13 protein-coding genes are annotated in these 16,528 nt (G+C 46.7%); 5 read left to right on the top strand and 8 right to left on the bottom strand.

The window, feature by feature from the left end:
• Window positions 1-190: 190 nt before the first annotated feature.
• From JXQ28_05360 to JXQ28_05330, 7 genes are all read right to left on the bottom strand, one after another.
• Complete coding sequence (locus JXQ28_05360) at window positions 191-3,229, bottom strand: serine/threonine protein kinase (protein ID MBN2277155.1); 3,039 nt, start codon at window positions 3,227-3,229, stop codon at window positions 191-193.
• 3 nt (window positions 3,230-3,232) lie between these two features.
• Window positions 3,233-5,056 (bottom strand): GAF domain-containing protein, encoded by a 1,824-nt coding sequence (locus JXQ28_05355; GenBank protein MBN2277154.1) that lies wholly within the window; start codon window positions 5,054-5,056, stop codon window positions 3,233-3,235.
• 174 nt (window positions 5,057-5,230) lie between these two features.
• Window positions 5,231-6,976: a BamA/TamA family outer membrane protein gene (locus JXQ28_05350; GenBank protein MBN2277153.1), complete on the bottom strand. Its 1,746-nt coding sequence runs from the start codon at window positions 6,974-6,976 to the stop codon at window positions 5,231-5,233.
• 70 nt (window positions 6,977-7,046) lie between these two features.
• A complete protein-coding gene (locus tag JXQ28_05345) occupies window positions 7,047-7,613 on the bottom strand; it encodes an NUDIX hydrolase (protein ID MBN2277152.1) in 567 nt (188 codons plus the stop codon).
• Between the two features lies 1 nt (window position 7,614).
• Window positions 7,615-9,861: a SpoIIE family protein phosphatase gene (locus tag JXQ28_05340; GenBank protein ID MBN2277151.1), complete on the bottom strand. Its 2,247-nt coding sequence runs from the start codon at window positions 9,859-9,861 to the stop codon at window positions 7,615-7,617.
• Window positions 9,862-9,884: 23 nt separating this feature from the next.
• Entirely contained in the window at window positions 9,885-10,307 is a 423-nt protein-coding gene (locus JXQ28_05335; protein MBN2277150.1) for an ATP-binding protein, read from the bottom strand.
• 78 nt (window positions 10,308-10,385) lie between these two features.
• Window positions 10,386-10,721 carry an STAS domain-containing protein gene (locus JXQ28_05330; GenBank protein ID MBN2277149.1) on the bottom strand — a complete coding sequence of 112 codons (336 nt, stop codon included), beginning with the start codon at window positions 10,719-10,721 and terminating at the stop codon, window positions 10,386-10,388.
• Window positions 10,722-11,333: 612 nt separating this feature from the next.
• Here JXQ28_05330 and thyX point away from each other — a divergent pair.
• From thyX to JXQ28_05305, 5 genes are all read left to right on the top strand, one after another.
• Window positions 11,334-11,987, top strand: a complete 654-nt coding sequence (gene thyX / locus JXQ28_05325) for an FAD-dependent thymidylate synthase (GenBank protein MBN2277148.1) — start codon at window positions 11,334-11,336, stop codon at window positions 11,985-11,987.
• A gap of 9 nt (window positions 11,988-11,996) precedes the next feature.
• Entirely contained in the window at window positions 11,997-14,267 is a 2,271-nt protein-coding gene (locus JXQ28_05320) for a vitamin B12-dependent ribonucleotide reductase (GenBank protein ID MBN2277147.1), read from the top strand.
• A 59-nt stretch (window positions 14,268-14,326) separates the two neighbouring features.
• Window positions 14,327-14,956 (top strand): hypothetical protein, encoded by a 630-nt coding sequence (locus tag JXQ28_05315; GenBank protein ID MBN2277146.1) that lies wholly within the window; start codon window positions 14,327-14,329, stop codon window positions 14,954-14,956.
• Between the two features lie 336 nt (window positions 14,957-15,292).
• Complete coding sequence (gene acpS, locus JXQ28_05310; protein ID MBN2277145.1) at window positions 15,293-15,664, top strand: holo-ACP synthase; 372 nt, start codon at window positions 15,293-15,295, stop codon at window positions 15,662-15,664.
• A gap of 1 nt (window position 15,665) precedes the next feature.
• Window positions 15,666-16,259 carry an orotate phosphoribosyltransferase gene (locus tag JXQ28_05305; protein ID MBN2277144.1) on the top strand — a complete coding sequence of 198 codons (594 nt, stop codon included), beginning with the start codon at window positions 15,666-15,668 and terminating at the stop codon, window positions 16,257-16,259.
• Window positions 16,260-16,325: 66 nt separating this feature from the next.
• Here JXQ28_05305 and JXQ28_05300 read toward each other — a convergent pair whose 3' ends face one another.
• Entirely contained in the window at window positions 16,326-16,523 is a 198-nt protein-coding gene (locus JXQ28_05300; GenBank protein MBN2277143.1) for a DUF1858 domain-containing protein, read from the bottom strand.
• Between the last annotated feature and the right edge of the window lie 5 nt (window positions 16,524-16,528).

Raw genomic sequence — 16,528 nt, 5'->3', positions numbered from 1 at the left:
AAAATCGACTGACATCTGGAATGACAACAAAAAAGCCCGGAAAGCCGGGATTTCTTTATTAATCAACAGCTTCAAAGGAGGTGGGTGAATGAAATTGACCATCGAAAAACTGGAGGAGAAAATCGCCCCTGCTGGAATCAGTCTTGGCGGGCAATAACTCCTTTGGAAGTTGAAAAGAAGGCCGGCCATTTTATTGGTCTGCCTTCTTTTTTTGTGAGAGGATTTCTCCCAGCTTTTTGACTGCCGTCGAAACATAAATGATGCATTCGTTTTCCAGAAAAGTCCTGCGGTAACGTTCTTCCTTAATATCCGCCGCTATTGTTCTGATTGAACCCACCGCCTCTTTATAGAAGCGATAAGATTCTTCGAAATCCCGGTTTTCAAAACATAATTTGCCTAATGCGGATAGGGCATCAATTTTTTCCAGAATAAGGTGCGAATCGGACGCCAGGCGGATAGCCTTTTCAAAATAGCGCCGGGCCTCGGTTCCGTTATTCAATGATCCGCTGATTTTTCCCCACATATTATAATAATTGGCATTATCAAGATTGGAATGCCCATCACCAAAATACTCGGATAATTGCTCCAGTGTATTCCGGGCGTTTTCTATTTCGCCCTTTTGCAGATACGAGGCGGCCAGACGGAGCATTATTTGATTGGTGGTAATCGGAGAATGCAGGGGAACGGCCAGATTCAGTGATTCTTTCAAGATTTCGATATCTCCCGCTATTTCTCCGAGAATAAGGTTGGTTTGGATAACACCTTTTTTATTCCCCGATTTTTCAGCCAGATTCTTGCCTTTATAGGCGAATTGGGATGCCTGTTCCCGTTGATTCAGTTTGAAAAACAATCCGGCTAATTCAACCAGACAGGTGATGTAGGAATTGCTGTCGTCGATTTTTTCATATATCCCGACGGCTTTCTGAAAGTTCTGATAGGCCCGTCCGTAAAATCCCATTTTCATTTGAGCAACAGCCATTGAGGTCAGAAAAACAGCCGTCATCTGTTCGTCGTTTAAATCGTCGGCCAAGGACAGGGCTTCCTTTATATAAGCGATTGATTCCTTCAGCTGACCGGCGCCCAGCATGACCAGAGTCAAATTTTCCAGGTTAAAAAGAAGTTCTTTTTTACTGCCGATCTTGCGATTTAATTGCGATGATTCGTTCAGGTACTCCAGAGCACGATCACATTCACCCAGTTCATAAAGAACATAACCGAGATTATTAAGAGTCCGGGCGATCTCGATGGCATTGCCGATTCTCCGCAATAATTCCAGAGTCTGTTCCAATAGTCGTGAACTCCGTTTGAGCCTTCCCTGGAAGTAGCATACGCTGCCGATATTATTAAGAGTGCTGGCCATATCCGCCTTGGCATCGAGCCGACGCTGGATTTTCAGAGCCGCAAAATAGCTTTTCAGGGCTTTTCGAAATTGGCTACTGATAGTATAGATATTACCCATGTTATTCAGAGTATGCGATAGTTCCAGTTGATCATCCAGAGTCCCATAAATTTTCTTTGCTTCCAAAAGAGCTTCGATACCTCGGGCATAGTCTCTTTTTAATTTATAGAGATCGCCGAGATCTTTATAGGTTTCGGCCAGTAGCCGGTCGGGCGGAAGGTTCTTATAGAGATTGATTATTTCATAATAGGTTTTGCCGGCCCGATCGGTATCACCGATCATTTTTTCGATGTCCCCGATTTCCATCAGGATACGAGCCAGATGCTCCCGGTCGTTCTCGAGGCGGCAAAGGTCGGCCATTGATTGCAATAGCTCCAGCGCCTGGTCGTTTTTATTGTCATTGATCAATTTGTTGGCGGCGTCGATGGTGACGGAAAATCCCCGCTCGATATTGCCGGCTTTGATGAATAAGCCGGCGGCGAGAATATCATCCAGGTACGTTTCCAGGGCGTAATCGGCCAGTTTACCGGCGAATCGTCTGACGGTGGTATCCGATAAACCGTGGCGGGCATAATTAAGAAGAGGGCGAGTTACGAATTCCGTCACGTCTTTTTCGCTGATGATGCCGATCGACATGGCCCGGGGAATATCCCCGGTTAGAGCAGTCAGGACGATTTTCTTTTTCCTGGAATAGGGAAGGGAATGGAACCGGATGCGGTCAAGTTTGCGAAGTCGGTTAGGGAATATTATTCCCGCAGGCGGACAGGAAAATCCCAGCTTTCCGTTCGACCATTGCAGCCGACCCATTTGAAAATTAATTTCCAGAATATTTCTCAGACGGGATTGCTGATTTCCACAGTATTCCAAAAGGGTTTCTCGAATGGGTGCATCCATTGTCAGGGGGGCGGACGCGAGAATCTCGTTGGTTGTCTTCCCGGCCATAATTTCCAGGATGTGTTTGGGACGTATGCATTTTCGGAACGGAAAGGTCGCCCCGAGTTTTTCTAAGTACTCACACAGCGAATAACCATCGGTTGGCCGGAATTTCGGAGATTTATGAAGCAGGGTCATGATGGTATTCGAAATGGCTTTATCCAGGTTCGGCCGAATACGGTTTGGTTCGGGAGGCTCCTGTTCTTTGACCGCGGCATTGATGCGAACCGGGTCGGTTTCATGATTCAGGAAGGGATGTTGTCCGGTTGCCAGTTGATAGGCCACCACCCCGCAGGCAAAAAGGTCGGATCGATGGTCAAGAATTCCGGAATCGATTGTCTCCGGGGCCATATAGCCGACGGTGCCGATTCCCAGGCGGGAATCCTTATTCTCGGTGTCCCGCCGTGCCAGAGAGAAATCGGAGATTTTCGTATATCGCAAAGTGGAACCGGCATAATCGTCGATCCGGCCGGTCAGGAAAATGTTCTGCGGTTTGATGTCGCCGTGGTAAATCCCCGCCAGCCTGAGATAGTACAGGTTGATTGAAAGAGCGGAAAGGACATTCAGAAATATATGATGGTCGTCGATGATCGGGATAACATCAAGAGTCAATCCGGGGCAATATTCCAATATAATATAAGGAGTGCTTGAATTTTCGGTGTTTATTTCCATGATTCTGACCAGACCGGGGTAGGACAGGCCGCCGATCAGGCTGTTTTCGCGATTAATGAGAGCGATAAACTGATTGATATCTTCGGGAATATTATTCAGGATGGTCTTAAAAGCGAGGGGGCGGTTGTTATTCTTTTTACGGGCAAGGTGTACCCTGGCAGTTCCTCCCGATCCCAGGATCCGATCAATAATATAATTACCCGGTGTCAAACCTTCAGCAGTCATAAATCAAAGAGCTTGAAGTTGTTTTTCCGGCAACAAAATCGTAAAAGTCGTTCCTTCGCCCTCTTTTGATGTCAAAGTGATATCACCCTGATGGTTTTTAATAATCGTTTTGCAATTGGCCAGGCCGAGGCCATGACCGGTTTTCTTGGTGGTGAAATGAAGCTGGAAGATTTTTGACAGATTTTTCTCACTGATACCGATTCCATTATCGGTTATCATGATTTTGACGCTGGAATCGGCCGGATCGTTTTTTACCTTTAGCGAAATCCTTTTCGTGAAATCATGGTTGCCGTTCTGGATTTCCAGTTTTTCGCGTTCGCTGATGGCGTCGGCCGCGTTATTAAGAAGATTTAGGAGGACTTGCTGAACCTGGCCGACATCGATTTCGATTTCGGGAATTTTACTGTCGAAATCGAGCGAGAACTCGACCTGCCTGAAGCGCGATTGAGCTTTCAGGGAGAAAAGTAATTCCTCGATCAGGCGCCTGATATCATAAACGATAATTTCCGTTTCAAGCTTGGAGAAATCCATCAGGCCATCGGTAAAACGCTTCATCTTGGAAATATTTTCGACAATTTGCTGCGAATTGAATCGGGCTTTGTCATCGCGTTCTTTTTCGAGATTATAGGAGAGCAGTTCGGCATTATTGGCAATAATGGCCAGGTAATTGTTGAGTTCATGTCCGATTGAAGCCGCCATTTCGCCCCGGGCCACCAGTTTTTCAGAAAGAATAACATATTTTTCCATGATGACTTTTTCAGTGATATCTTCGATCACCAGGATAAGTCCGTCGCCGCCATGAGGGATTTTATTGATCGGAGAGATTTTGACGGACAGGACTTTTTCTCCGTAACCGGTATTGTGAAAGTATCTGGCTTCCTCGAACGGTTCGTGAGTTTCCATGGCCGTGTCGATCATTTTTTGCCACTTATAGATTTCCTTATCCGGGACCAGATCGAAGAAGTTCGAAGCGGTTTTACCGACATTTAACAACTCGATGCCATCCCGATTCTTGTCGAGGACGGCCAGGGCAGCGTCGTTGATGGATACGAGGTTGTACCTGTAATCGATAACAAAGACACCGACCGGGGAGTTGTTGATGACTTTTTCATTGAATTTTTTCAAATCAAGAAGCTGGTAGTACAGCATGGCATTGTGAATGGCATGAGCGGCCTGCTGGGCCAACATTTCAAAAAGATACAGGTCGGATTTTAGAAACAGCTTGGCCTGAGATGAATTATCCAGATATATGATACCTATGACCCTGCTTTTTATTTTCAGGGGGACGCACATGATCGATCGTAAATGCAGTTCTACCACCGACTGCTGTTTGGCGAAGCGTTCATCCGAAAGAGCATCGGAGGTATAAACGGATTTCCCGGTTGCGGCCACCTCGTCGGCGATTGAATTGGATATCCGGAAATCCTCATCGGCCATGGTTTCTTTGCAGAGATTATAGGCGGTTTTAAACTGCAATTCGTCGGTCTCATCGAGAAGCATGATAAAACCGCGCTCGGCAGCCAGCAATTCGATGGCTTTTTTCATAACGATTTGGAGAAGATCCTCCAGAACCAGCGAGGAGTTTATAGCCAGAGAGACCTGCAGAACGGCTTTAAGATCATTGGAGGCTTTATTCCCGGTAATGGAGTCGGCCTCAATTCGGGGATTATCTTCCGCGATTTCATTCAAAGCCGCTTCCATTTCGGCCAGAACGTCGCTGGTGTCGGGGACTTTAATTTTTTCGGTATCCGCTTCGAATTCCTCATGATAAGAATCAAGAAAAAGGTTGGAGGAATAATCCAGGGTATTTTCGTCTTTTTTTTCCATATCGCTCAACCGCTTAGATGTTGTTATCTCATTATCTTATCGGCAGATATATGGTTGACTTTATGAATTGCGAGGGATAGATAATAACGGGCCTTTTTTGAGACCCGGTTGCAGATTAGGTATTCTTCCTGAAGTCGGAAAATCTATGAGCGGCGCGGTTATCTGACTCCGCGATTAAAAGTTAAGTCCAAGACGGACATGGATTTTAAAAGTCGAGTCGGATCGGTCGAGACGTTTGGCGAGATCCAGACGGATATTGTCTCCCAGCGAAAGACCTATCCCGAGCGAATTTTTTACTTCAGCATCACCCAGTTTTCCTGTTTCTTTGGCCATCTGTCCGATATTGTAAAACAGCCATCCCGTCAGATCGGTATTGGGGAATCTTATGGCATATTCAATATCCCCGAGCCAGAATTCGTTCCCGTAGAATTCCTTGTGCCGGTAGCCCAGAAGAGTATTTATGCCGCCGATATAGAATATTTTATTGATTGGTAAATTACCGTTGGCATGACCATACACGGCACCGAGGTACAGACCGGTCTGACGGCTAACCACCTGGTAATGGCCGAGCCGGATCCGGTATCGCGTATATACAAAATCATCGTTCCATTCACCGGGTAACCATTCGACCTCTCCATATCCCTTCCAGAACGAAGTTTCATACTTATCCTGATCGCGGCTGTTGTCATAGTCAAACCTGCCAATCAGGGCGGAAACCTCTGCCCGATCGAGTTGATTGATCATTTGAGATCGATCAGGTCCCGAGATGGAGGCATAGTTTTCCGGGAAACGCTTACTGCCGCCGAACATCGACCACAAATCACCGTGCGCATCCAGCCAGTGATATTTCTCGATCCGAATTCCCAATTCCACCTGCAAATTATTAACGGGAACAGACCGGATGAAACCGTAACCGCCTTCGGTTTCATAAAAATCCTTATAATCTTCCGTCGCCAGAAGGGCAAAGATGGTATTATGCAGATCGGATATAATCCAGTCATCATCGGAGGCCAAACGTTTATATATAGTTCCTCCGATGGTTAGGGGTTGGGGAATAAAAAAGGACTGCTCCAGGTCCACAACATAACGCCAGCTTTCGGAGGAAAAGCCATAGCCGGCGTATATTTCAATTCGGGGCAGGGAGGAGTCTTCCGACGCAAAACCTATCCCGAGATGCGGCGTCGCTCCGTCAACACGGTTATAATCGAACTTAAAGATCGGATAAAATTCCTTGTCACCATCATGCCAGAATTGATGCCGGCCTAATCGTATCCGGCCCTTATTCCCCGAGGCTATTATTCCACCATAAATGGTGGCTCCCCGATCGGCTTTCACCTGGCCGTCAAGAGCAATAATATCGCCCCTGATAACAGCTTTTTCGTCGATCTCAATATTCCCGAAAAGGGAAATGACATCTTCATTCACTTCGCCGTCAATTTTAATATCCGCCCCGAGTCCGACCACGGCGCCGCGGATAAAATCGCTATCCGAGACAATGGCTTGTTCAAAGGAAGTTATTAGATTTTTTCTGCGGTTTCGAAATTGATTTGATGAAGATTCGCTTCTTTTACGAAAATATATATCCGTTTTATTTTCCTCAGTCGATATACTGACATCGTCGATTTGATCCGGGCTGTAGACGTGATTGCCAATTATGAACCCATCAGCTGTCAAAAGGGATTGCCCCTTGATAGATATCCCTGATTCCGATCGATTGATATCTCCGCGACTGAAGGTTGTAACAGCGGTCGTATCATCACCGTAAATGGTCAGCGTTATCAGGTCATCATTGAATGAAATAGTGATATAATCTTCCATTTCGGGCGAACGGTCATATTTTTTATAGTTGTCAATAGCCAAAACATTCTGGCCCAATATCAGCAGGGTTAGTGCGATTTCAAGACTAATTTTTCGGGGCATTCCATCATTCCTTTTTCAAGCATCCATTCGGATTAAAAAATAAACCATATTGGAACATAACGGCAAGATATTATTTGCCTTTAATAAATCTTTCCCGGTAATCGGCCAGCGCCTGACGGTGGGAGATGAAAGCGATTTTTTCCGGCAACTCATCAAATCCAAAAAAACGGGCATCGAGAGCATCATCATCGGCCCGCAAACGACCCCCTTCAGGTGTGGCCAGATAAAGAATCAGAACAGCGTTAAGGCGGGGGTCGTCCTGACCGGAATAGACCTCAAAGAATGAATCGATCTTTATATCCAGGCCGGTTTCTTCGCGCAATTCCCGAATGGCAGTATCAGACGGGTGCTCCTGCCATTCCATGAATCCGGCGGGGATGCACCACCAGCCGATTTTGGGTATAACGGCCCGTTGTACCAGAAGTATTTTGCCATTATCAATGACCATTGCTCCGGCCGCCGGGATGGGATTATGATAGTAGATGAAATCACATGAGTTCGAGGTACATTTCAGGCGTGGGCTATTGTCAATGATCTGTTTTGCGAGTTTACTTCCGCACCGGGGACAGTATTTATAACCGAGAAAATTGCTTTTTCGTTCAAAAAGGAATTTTTCATCATGGGACATATCCGTCACGTCAGACTCCTTTAAGGATTTTCAGGATTACCAGAGTGGTGTCATCCCGGGGCGGATCCGCTGGATCAAAGCTTTCCTTGTCCTTCAGAATAGCCCGGGCCAGTTCCTCCGTGGTTAAGGTTCTTTTTTCTACAACCTGATTGATAATTCGTTCCTCCCCGTATTCCTCTTCATTATCGTTCATGGCCTCGGATAACCCATCGGTATAGAAGAAAATCAGGTCATCCTTGTTCAGTTGAATCATGGAGTCCTCGTACATGGCGTTACTGAAGGCCCCGATCAACATACCTCCCCTTGAGAGAAATTCATAAGAACCATCGGCGCGGACCAGAATAGGGTAGTTATGTCCGGCGTTGGCGTAGTAGAATCTGTTGGAGACGGGATCAAATTCGCCGTAAAAGAGGGTGGCAAACCTTTCCGAAGAGGTCATCTGGGTAACATAGCGGTTGACATTTCCAAGTATTCGCGAAATACTGTTCTCGTTGCCGATTTCGGAACGCAGCATGGCCTGGATCTGGGTTACCATGAGAGCGGCCGGCAAACCTTTGCCCGAAGCATCGGCAATCACCAGCCCAAAACGCCCATCGTTTTTACCGATAAAATCATAGAAATCGCCTCCGATGGTTCGCGAGGGAAAGGAACAGGCGCATATTTCATAGGAATCGGATCGGGGAGGATATTTGGGTAACAGGTCGAGCTGAATTTGTCGAGCCATGGTCATTTCATCATGCAGGCGTTGTTTTTCCAGAGAATCGAGATAAAGACGAACATTGGTCAAGACAGTGACCAGTTGATTGGCAATAACGCCCAGCATGCTGATATCTTCGGCATTATATCGGAAACCGGAAATTTTTGCTGTCAGGGCCAGGAAACCCAGCATATGGTTGGCGTCTTTGAGCGGCAGTATCAACTGGATTCTGCGGCGGTGAATTTCTTCGTAGAGGCGGCTGTTCTGGGAATACAGAGATAGGCGATCGATCGTGGTCGGAAAATCGAGTTGACCGACTCCGCCGAGGAAAATATCGTTGCGGTCAATGGCGACCATCTCCGGGAAATCTTCCGATGAAAGCAGGACATAATCGTTGATCTTGTCGTCAAAAAGGACAAAATATATGCGCCCTATCAGAATGCTTGACTGGAGAGTCCTCTCAATGGTTCCACGAACCTGATTGAGATCCAGAACCGAGGTCAATCTCCGCGAGAGTTCCTCCATCACATTTCGATAATCGGTATGGCGTTTAATGAAAAAACGGTTGATGATGTTATCCAGACGGGAGTTAATCGGCTGAAAAAGTATCAGGGCCAGGACAATAAAGGCAATATTGGCGATGGTGGTTTTTTCGCCGAAGATCGATGCCAGCATAATATTGGTTTGTCCGACCAATAGTATGTACATCCCCACCAGGATCGCCGATGAAATGGTATACACCAATGATTGCCTGACCAGGACAGTAATGTCGAGAAACTGATGGGTCACTATCGACCAGATGATAGAACCGCCCCCGATAAATAGGGTGAATATTATCAGAATTGTTTTCAGGGTGGATGACAGGTCAACAGTAAAGATATCCGGAAGCAGAAATCCGAAAGTGTAAATACCCATGGCAATGGAAATACCATAAATGATTACAGTGGAGCGGTTTCGTATCGGTTCGCTGGAAATCTGCGCCCGCCCGCGGATTATAAAATAGAGAGCAAGAATGACGTAAATGACATTGATCACGGCAAAGAGGGTCTTCTCCGAACTCAGAAGGAGAGTGAAACCGAGTACGATCCACTTGAGCAGAAAGGTCAGGGGTTCCAGGATGAGCGAGATAAAACCCTCGCCTGATTCGATATCGAGAAGACCAAGTATTTTTTCCGGATTGTTAAATACAATAGCCAGAAGCAGGTGGAAAAGGTGAGGGAAGAAGATAAACAGGCGCAGTCGGGGGTGTCGCAGACTGGAGAGTCGATCAACCGGAAAAACCCAGGAAAATAAGAGAAAGGCCGGGAAAAAAAGCTCCCAGGTATAAAGTAAGTTATATACAACCGATTCCTTGAATGGTGCTCCCGACGAGACGGTGGGTTCCACAATAGATCCAAGGGCAAGAAAGATCGGTCCCAAGGCGGCGAAAAAGAGCATCAAACCGGTGACACGGTTAAGCCGTCCCGCGAAGTCATCCCGCAGGATGCTGTAGGCCAAAAACAGAAAAATACCGCCGAAAATAAAATAGATCGCGGTCGTTATGGGTTGAATGAACTCCATTACTTAATTAGACCGAAAATTCCTCAAATATGTTTTTTTATGGTGACTTTGGTTCCGCGACCGGGTCGGGAATTGAATTCAACCTTATCCATGAGCGATCGCGTGATAAAAATCCCCCGTCCGACCTCTTTGAGGAGGTTTTTATCATCGATGGGATTTTCAACTTCGTCGGGATTGAATCCGTTCCCTTCATCGGTGACGGAAATTTCCACCGTTGAATTACTTTTGCCGATATCGACGATAACCGTTTTTTCAAAAACGGATTTGTTGCCATGAGTAATGGCGTTATTGACCAGTTCGGTAACGGATATGGCGATATCGGCGATGGCCGATTCATTGACGCCGAATTCAGCCAACCTCCCTTCGACAAAAATGTCGACATCGGGCAGATATTCCTGGGATGAAGGAATTTTAATCTGATTTTCAGTGATAATTGGTCTTTTCATGTTATAGGGTTCCATCTTAAATAAAAAAGGCAGGTCCGACATAACCTGCCCACATTATAATTATCTATCTCCAAATGGTTAGAACGATTTGATGGCATCCTCGACCGAATCGAAAGCCTCGAAAACCGTTACCAGCTTGGTAATGGTCAGAAGCGATTGAATCTTGTCGGTCACATTGGCCAGTTTCAAATCACCATGATTGTTGCGCAGGGTAGTCAGTCCGGAGATCAGTATTCCTAATCCGGTTGAATTCATCCATTCAACCCTGGAGAGGTTTATAATTACTTTCTTCTTGCCCTGTTCAATTAACTCATGCAATTTTTCATGAAGGATGGTGGCATCCGGTCCCCCCATGATTTTGCCCTTAGGCTCGAGTACCCACACCCCATCCTGTTCATAATCGTTGAGCCTCATCTGGTTTTTGGAACCTCCGGTTTGTCTTTTTATACCTACGCAGCTTTTATTGTCTTGTTGCCATGTTAAAATTTATTCGTCTCGCCCTCGTTATACAATGCAAAAATCTAAATATAAACGAGTTATGTCAAGGTCTTTTTCGCCATTGAGATCATTGTCTTGGAACCAGATGGAAACTGGGATTTATGGTCACGGTCGGGATACCTATGGGTAATTATTGCCTCTATGAGCGGGTCGGAGCCGGTTATCCAATTAAGACTTATGGAGCTAAATTACCATTTTGGGAAAAGGGTTGGTAATATACAATATGAATACATCTCAAAATATTGAGACACAATATATTGTGATTTTTTTTGAAATATCGACATTTTTTTATTGACTTGGCGGCGAGTTTTTTTTAGTCTGCTACCCGCGCTATGAGGGGTGGAGAGGCCAACAGGCATTACTGCTTTGTAAGCTATTAAGAGGCTGAGACTTATGTTGTTATGGGGGCTGAAACTGGGGGGGTGTTTTTACCCTCATAGAAAAAACCGCAGGAAAGTGACACTTTAAAGGGAATAAAGAGGTTATATTGACATGGACAGCACAATCACAAATATCCGGGGAGAGAAAATGAGGGAAGTTGTGGCCCGGCCATCGGTGGAGTTGATGGCCATAACGCCGGACGCCGAGCGGGTAATTGAACTGGCCTGCCGGACCTGTTATCTGTCATTTCACAGATACAATCCGCCAGATTCGACCGAAGAACTTATCAAGAAAGTTATCAGAAAGAAGCATCACTCGGTGCTGGAGCACGCCATGGCCACTTTTCGTATCAAGGGCGGTTCACGTACCTTTACCCATGAGTTGGTCCGCCACCGATTGATGTCGCCATCACAGGAGTCGCAGCGGTATGTCGAATATGGCAAGACACGTAATTTCGATGTTGTTCTGCCGCCAACCATTGAGGCCACGGATTTCCGGGAGAGATATCTGGATATGGCCATTAAATGCGAGGAACTATATAATGAAATGATCGGAGCCGATATACCGAAAGAGGATGCGCGATATATACTGCCGGGAGGAACGACCTCGGAAATCGTTATATCCGCCAACTTCAGGGAATTCCGCCATATTTTCGAGGTGCGGTGCAACCCGCGGGCTCACTGGGAAATCAGGGGTATTTGTCTGGATATGTTGAAAATTATGAAGAGCGAAGCCCCAATTGTTTTCGATGATTTCGAGATCGACTGGGAAACGAAATCGGCCCGATTAATTGAATCTTAGGAGCGTGTCATGGAAGATAAAAATGAATTTCAGTTATCCGAGAATTCGCTGAAAGTGCTGGAGCGCCGCTATCTCAAGAAGGATGATAACGGGCAGGTAGTGGAAACTCCTGAGGAATTGTTTCACCGGGTGGCCCGGGCCATAGCTGAACCGGAAAAAAAGTTCGGGGCTTCGACCGAAGAAACTCACGCGATCGAGGATTCCTTTTATGATATGATGTATAATCTCGAATTTATGCCCAATTCGCCTACCCTGATGAATGCCGGGCGGCCACTGGGGCAACTGTCGGCCTGTTTTGTTTTACCGGTAGCCGATTCCATGGAATCGATTTTCGATGCCGTCAAACATACCGCCCTGATTCATAAATCCGGAGGCGGGACCGGTTTTTCTTTTTCGCGGCTTCGTCCCCGGAATGCGGTTGTCGCCTCGACATCGGGGGTGGCCTCGGGGCCGATTTCATTTATGAGGGTGATCAATTCCGCCACCGAAGCGGTCAAGCAGGGAGGAACCCGGCGCGGTGCCAATATGGGTATTTTACGGGTTGACCATCCCGATATTCTGGATTTCATCTCCTGCAAGGATGACCTTTCGGAGTTGACCAATTTTAATATATCCGTGGCTATCACCGACGCTTTCATGAATGCCGTTAAGGAAAACGGGCGTTATGAATTGATTGATCCCCAAACCGGATCGGTATATATCAAAGATGGGCAACCGGTCATGCTTCAGGCCCGGACGGTGTTCGATAAAATTATCGCGCATGCCCATAATACCGGTGAACCGGGACTTATGTTTCTGGATCGCATGAACGACGGCAATCCGGTTAAGAAGGTCGGATTATATGAATCGACCAATCCGTGCGGCGAACAGCCGCTTTTACCCTACGAAAGCTGTAATCTGGGTTCCCTGAATCTGAGCAAGATGGTTCGGGCAGTGGTTGATCTGGATTCACCGCGGGAATTGTCGCGTTATGAAATCGATTGGGACAAGCTTGATCGAACGGTCCGGAGTTGTGTTCATTTTCTGGATAATGTTATCGAGGCCAACAAGTATCCGCTTCCGGAAATCGACCTTCATACCAAGCAAAACAGGAAAATAGGCCTGGGTGTGATGGGCTGGGCCGATTTGCTGGTGATTCTGGGGATTCCGTATAATACCAATGAAGCCCTGGAACTGGCCGAGAAAATCATGTCGCGGATACAAAAGACCGGGCACGATGAATCACGGAAACTGGCCGAACGCCGGGGAGTCTTTCCCAACTGGGATAAATCATTCTTCTACAAGGAAGGTCAGGGGCGGCCGATGCGTAATTCGACAGTGACGACAATTGCGCCGACCGGTACGATCTCAATAATTGCCAGTTGTTCTTCGGGAATCGAACCGCTTTTTGCGGTTTCCTATGTCCGGACGGTGATGGATAAAACCCGGATGATCGAAGTTAATCCTTTATTCGAACGGATTGCCCGGGCCCGCGGTTTCTACAATAAGGAATTGATGGAGAAGATTTCTCAAACGAATTCCATTGCGGAACATGAGGAAATTCCAGAAGATGTCCGCCGGATATTTGTCACCACTCATGATGTCAGTCCGGAATGGCATGTGCGGATGCAGGCGGCTTTCCAGAAATACTGCGACAACGCCGTATCCAAGACCATTAATCTGCCCAATGAGGCTTCGGTGGAGGATGTCGAAAAAGCCTATATGCTGGCTTATGAACTGGACTGTAAGGGGATTACCATTTATCGTGATGGGAGCCGTTCGGAACAGGTTTTATCCACCGGGGCCACCGACACCAAAACCACTCCGGAGAAAAAACAGCTTCCCGAGAGCCGGGAGGTCAAAGACCGGCCGCAATTTCTCCACGGTATCACCGAGAAAATAAAAACCGGTTATGGTAATCTCTATGTTACGGTCAATGTAATCGATGGCAAGCCGTTCGAGGTTTTCGCCCAGATCGGCAAATCGGGCTATTCGACCATGGCCGACACCGAAGCCATTTGCCGTTTGATCTCGCTGGCCCTGCGTTCGGGCGTTCCGGTTGATAAGGTTATAAAGCAACTCAAGGGTATCGGCGGAGCCTCACCGGTTTTCGGAAACGGAGCCCTGATTTCTTCGATTCCCGATGCCATAGCTCATATTTTGCATAGTCATTTCGGTAACGGCCAGAAGATAAAAGAGGACTTGGATATTTCCCAGGAATTCTGTCCTGACTGCGGTGGGCGGATTGAGCACGACTCCGGCTGTGTCGTATGTCGTTCATGCGGTTATTCAAAATGCTGAACCTGCCGATATAACTTAGATGGGAAAGGGGCTTATACCCCTTTTCCCGGGGTTATATTATGGCAATAGCAGATTTTATACCGGCGGGAAGAACCTCGCGTATCGTTAAGGGCGATAAAGAACTGCAAATACAGACCGAGTATGCCTACCGACCCCATGCGCGTCTGACCACTTCTATCATTTCCAATGGTCAGGTTATTCAAAAAATACAAAAAGACCTGGTTGCACCGATTGCTTCCATTGAAGAAAAATTCAAGGTCGAGGGTTTGCTTCGCAAGCAACATATGGATGTTCTTGAAATAATCAGGAGTAAGGATTATTCGCCGGAACTGCAAGTGGATAGGGCAGAACCTTTTACTGAGAAAAAACCTGTCACATTGATGGAAAAACTGGCCGCGATAAACGGTGTCGAAAGGGTTTTTCGAATCGACAATGACGGCAAATTCAATACCGCCGACATCTCGGAGGAATTTCAAAGACAATTTTCTTCTGTTTTTAAAAGCCTTTTTGAAATAATCGGGATATTCGGGCAGTTGCCAGGTGGGAAACGGGAAAGCGGGGTTTATGAAATAGAGCCTCATCGGCTGTATTTCGTCTCCGGCGGTCATGAATGCTATTTCCTGCTGACCAGGCGGGTTATCAGGGAAAACACCATAGAAATTGATATCCAGTCGGTATTGAAGGAGTGAAAATCTTCGGGGTAAAAAAAGCTCGGAGAAAGGAAAAATTATTTGAAAAAACTCCTCATTGCCATACGGTAAAGGATTTTTACAGCCGCCCGAGGTGTTTAGCTTTCGCTACCACATAAGTGGGTCACGGCGTACGCGCAACCTGCATGGAGACAACCTTCATTAATGAGTTGTTAGAGATTTTTCAAAATATCCCTTTCTCCGACTCATTACATACTATAATTTATACAGGTAAAAAGATTCTGGCAACCAATATTTTCAAAGTCTTGCCAAAAATTGTATTAATGCATATGTTGTCTTATATTCATATTCGGCAAAAGTGAGGTTATATCAAGTATGATCTATTCGGTGGGAATTGATTTAATCGATATGGAGCGTATTCGGAAGGCGCTGGACCGCTTTGGAGACAGGTTCGTCCGCCGTGTCCTGGGCGAAGAAGAACGTAATCTCTATCGGGAAAAGCGAAATAAGGTTCAATTCCTGGCGGGGCGTTTCGCCTCAAAGGAAGCGGTCATCAAAGCGCTGGGGACCCTGCTGGATTCCGGAATGACGCCGCGCTGTATTCAGATTTTAACCGACCTGTACGGCAAACCGTATGTCCATTTCGACGATGTCATCCGGGAAAAAATATTCGACAAAGAGGTCAAAATCTCCATAACTCATGAACGCACCATGGCCGCCGCGGTGGCTATCCTGACCGGGGACTGATATGAAAGACGATGACATTCTGGATATATTTCGTAAGGCCGATGCGCTTCTGGAGGGACATTTCAAGCTGACTTCGGGAAAACACAGCGATATCTATTACGAAAAGTTCAACATTCTCAAACAACCGCACCTATGTGAACAGGTCTGCCGGGAGATGGCTACCCGATTCAAAAATGACCGGGTAGAATTGGTAGTGGGACCGACCACCGGCGGTATTATTATTGCCTATGAAGTGGCCAAGGGACTCGGGGTTAATGCCATTTATGCCGAGGCGGCCGATGGGGGGAAGGGACGGGTGTTCAAACGCGGATTCCATATCGAATCGGGGACCCGGGTTTTGATCGTCGATGACATTCTAACCACCGGCACCTCGATTTTCGAAGTTATTGATTTAGTCAGGCAGTATGATGCCGAAATAGTTGGAATTGGGGAATTTCTTGATCGTTCCGGGGGCAGAGTAAAATTCGATTATCCTTTTAAGCCTTTAGCATCAGTTACCGCCGATGCCTGGGAACCGGATGAATGCCCGCTGTGCCAAAAGGGTATACCACTGACTCAGCGGGGGAGCCGGAAGTTTCAAAAAAGTCAGGGTTGAATTTTCAATCGGTCTCGATGAGGAAATTAGCGAGGGTTGCGTTGTCCGAAAACAACGGTTCGGATCTTATTTGTTCACGAATTCGGAGTTGATTTCGGCCAGAACCTGACCGACATTCATATCTTTGCTTTCGATCAGTTCCCCGATCGTTCCCCAGACCGGTTCGCCGCAGATAACGCATCGGATGCCGCGTTTCATGAGATAGGCGTCCAGTTCCGGAATCCTTTTGATCAAATCCTCAACATATTCGTTTGCTTTAATCATGATCT

The organism is Candidatus Zixiibacteriota bacterium (assembly GCA_016933955.1).
Lineage (GTDB): Bacteria > Zixibacteria > MSB-5A5 > GN15 > PGXB01 > JAFGTT01.
The sequence above is the reverse complement of the archived record's forward strand: the minus strand, read 5'-3'. Positions and strand labels throughout refer to the sequence as shown.

Excerpts from the sequence above, each read along its gene's own strand:
- JXQ28_05360 (MBN2277155.1), bottom strand. The coding sequence starts at position 3,229 with ATGACTGCTGAAGGTTTGACACCGGGTAATTATATTATTGATCGGATC.
- JXQ28_05355 (MBN2277154.1), bottom strand. The coding sequence starts at position 5,056 with ATGGAAAAAAAAGACGAAAATACCCTGGATTATTCCTCCAACCTTTTT.
- JXQ28_05350 (MBN2277153.1), bottom strand. The coding sequence starts at position 6,976 with ATGCCCCGAAAAATTAGTCTTGAAATCGCACTAACCCTGCTGATATTG.
- JXQ28_05340 (MBN2277151.1), bottom strand. The coding sequence starts at position 9,861 with ATGGAGTTCATTCAACCCATAACGACCGCGATCTATTTTATTTTCGGC.
- JXQ28_05335 (MBN2277150.1), bottom strand. The coding sequence starts at position 10,307 with ATGAAAAGACCAATTATCACTGAAAATCAGATTAAAATTCCTTCATCC.
- JXQ28_05330 (MBN2277149.1), bottom strand. The coding sequence starts at position 10,721 with ATGAGGCTCAACGATTATGAACAGGATGGGGTGTGGGTACTCGAGCCT.
- thyX (MBN2277148.1), top strand. The coding sequence starts at position 11,334 with ATGAGGGAAGTTGTGGCCCGGCCATCGGTGGAGTTGATGGCCATAACG.
- JXQ28_05320 (MBN2277147.1), top strand. The coding sequence starts at position 11,997 with ATGGAAGATAAAAATGAATTTCAGTTATCCGAGAATTCGCTGAAAGTG.
- JXQ28_05315 (MBN2277146.1), top strand. The coding sequence starts at position 14,327 with ATGGCAATAGCAGATTTTATACCGGCGGGAAGAACCTCGCGTATCGTT.
- acpS (MBN2277145.1), top strand. The coding sequence starts at position 15,293 with ATGATCTATTCGGTGGGAATTGATTTAATCGATATGGAGCGTATTCGG.
- JXQ28_05305 (MBN2277144.1), top strand. The coding sequence starts at position 15,666 with ATGAAAGACGATGACATTCTGGATATATTTCGTAAGGCCGATGCGCTT.
- JXQ28_05300 (MBN2277143.1), bottom strand. The coding sequence starts at position 16,523 with ATGATTAAAGCAAACGAATATGTTGAGGATTTGATCAAAAGGATTCCG.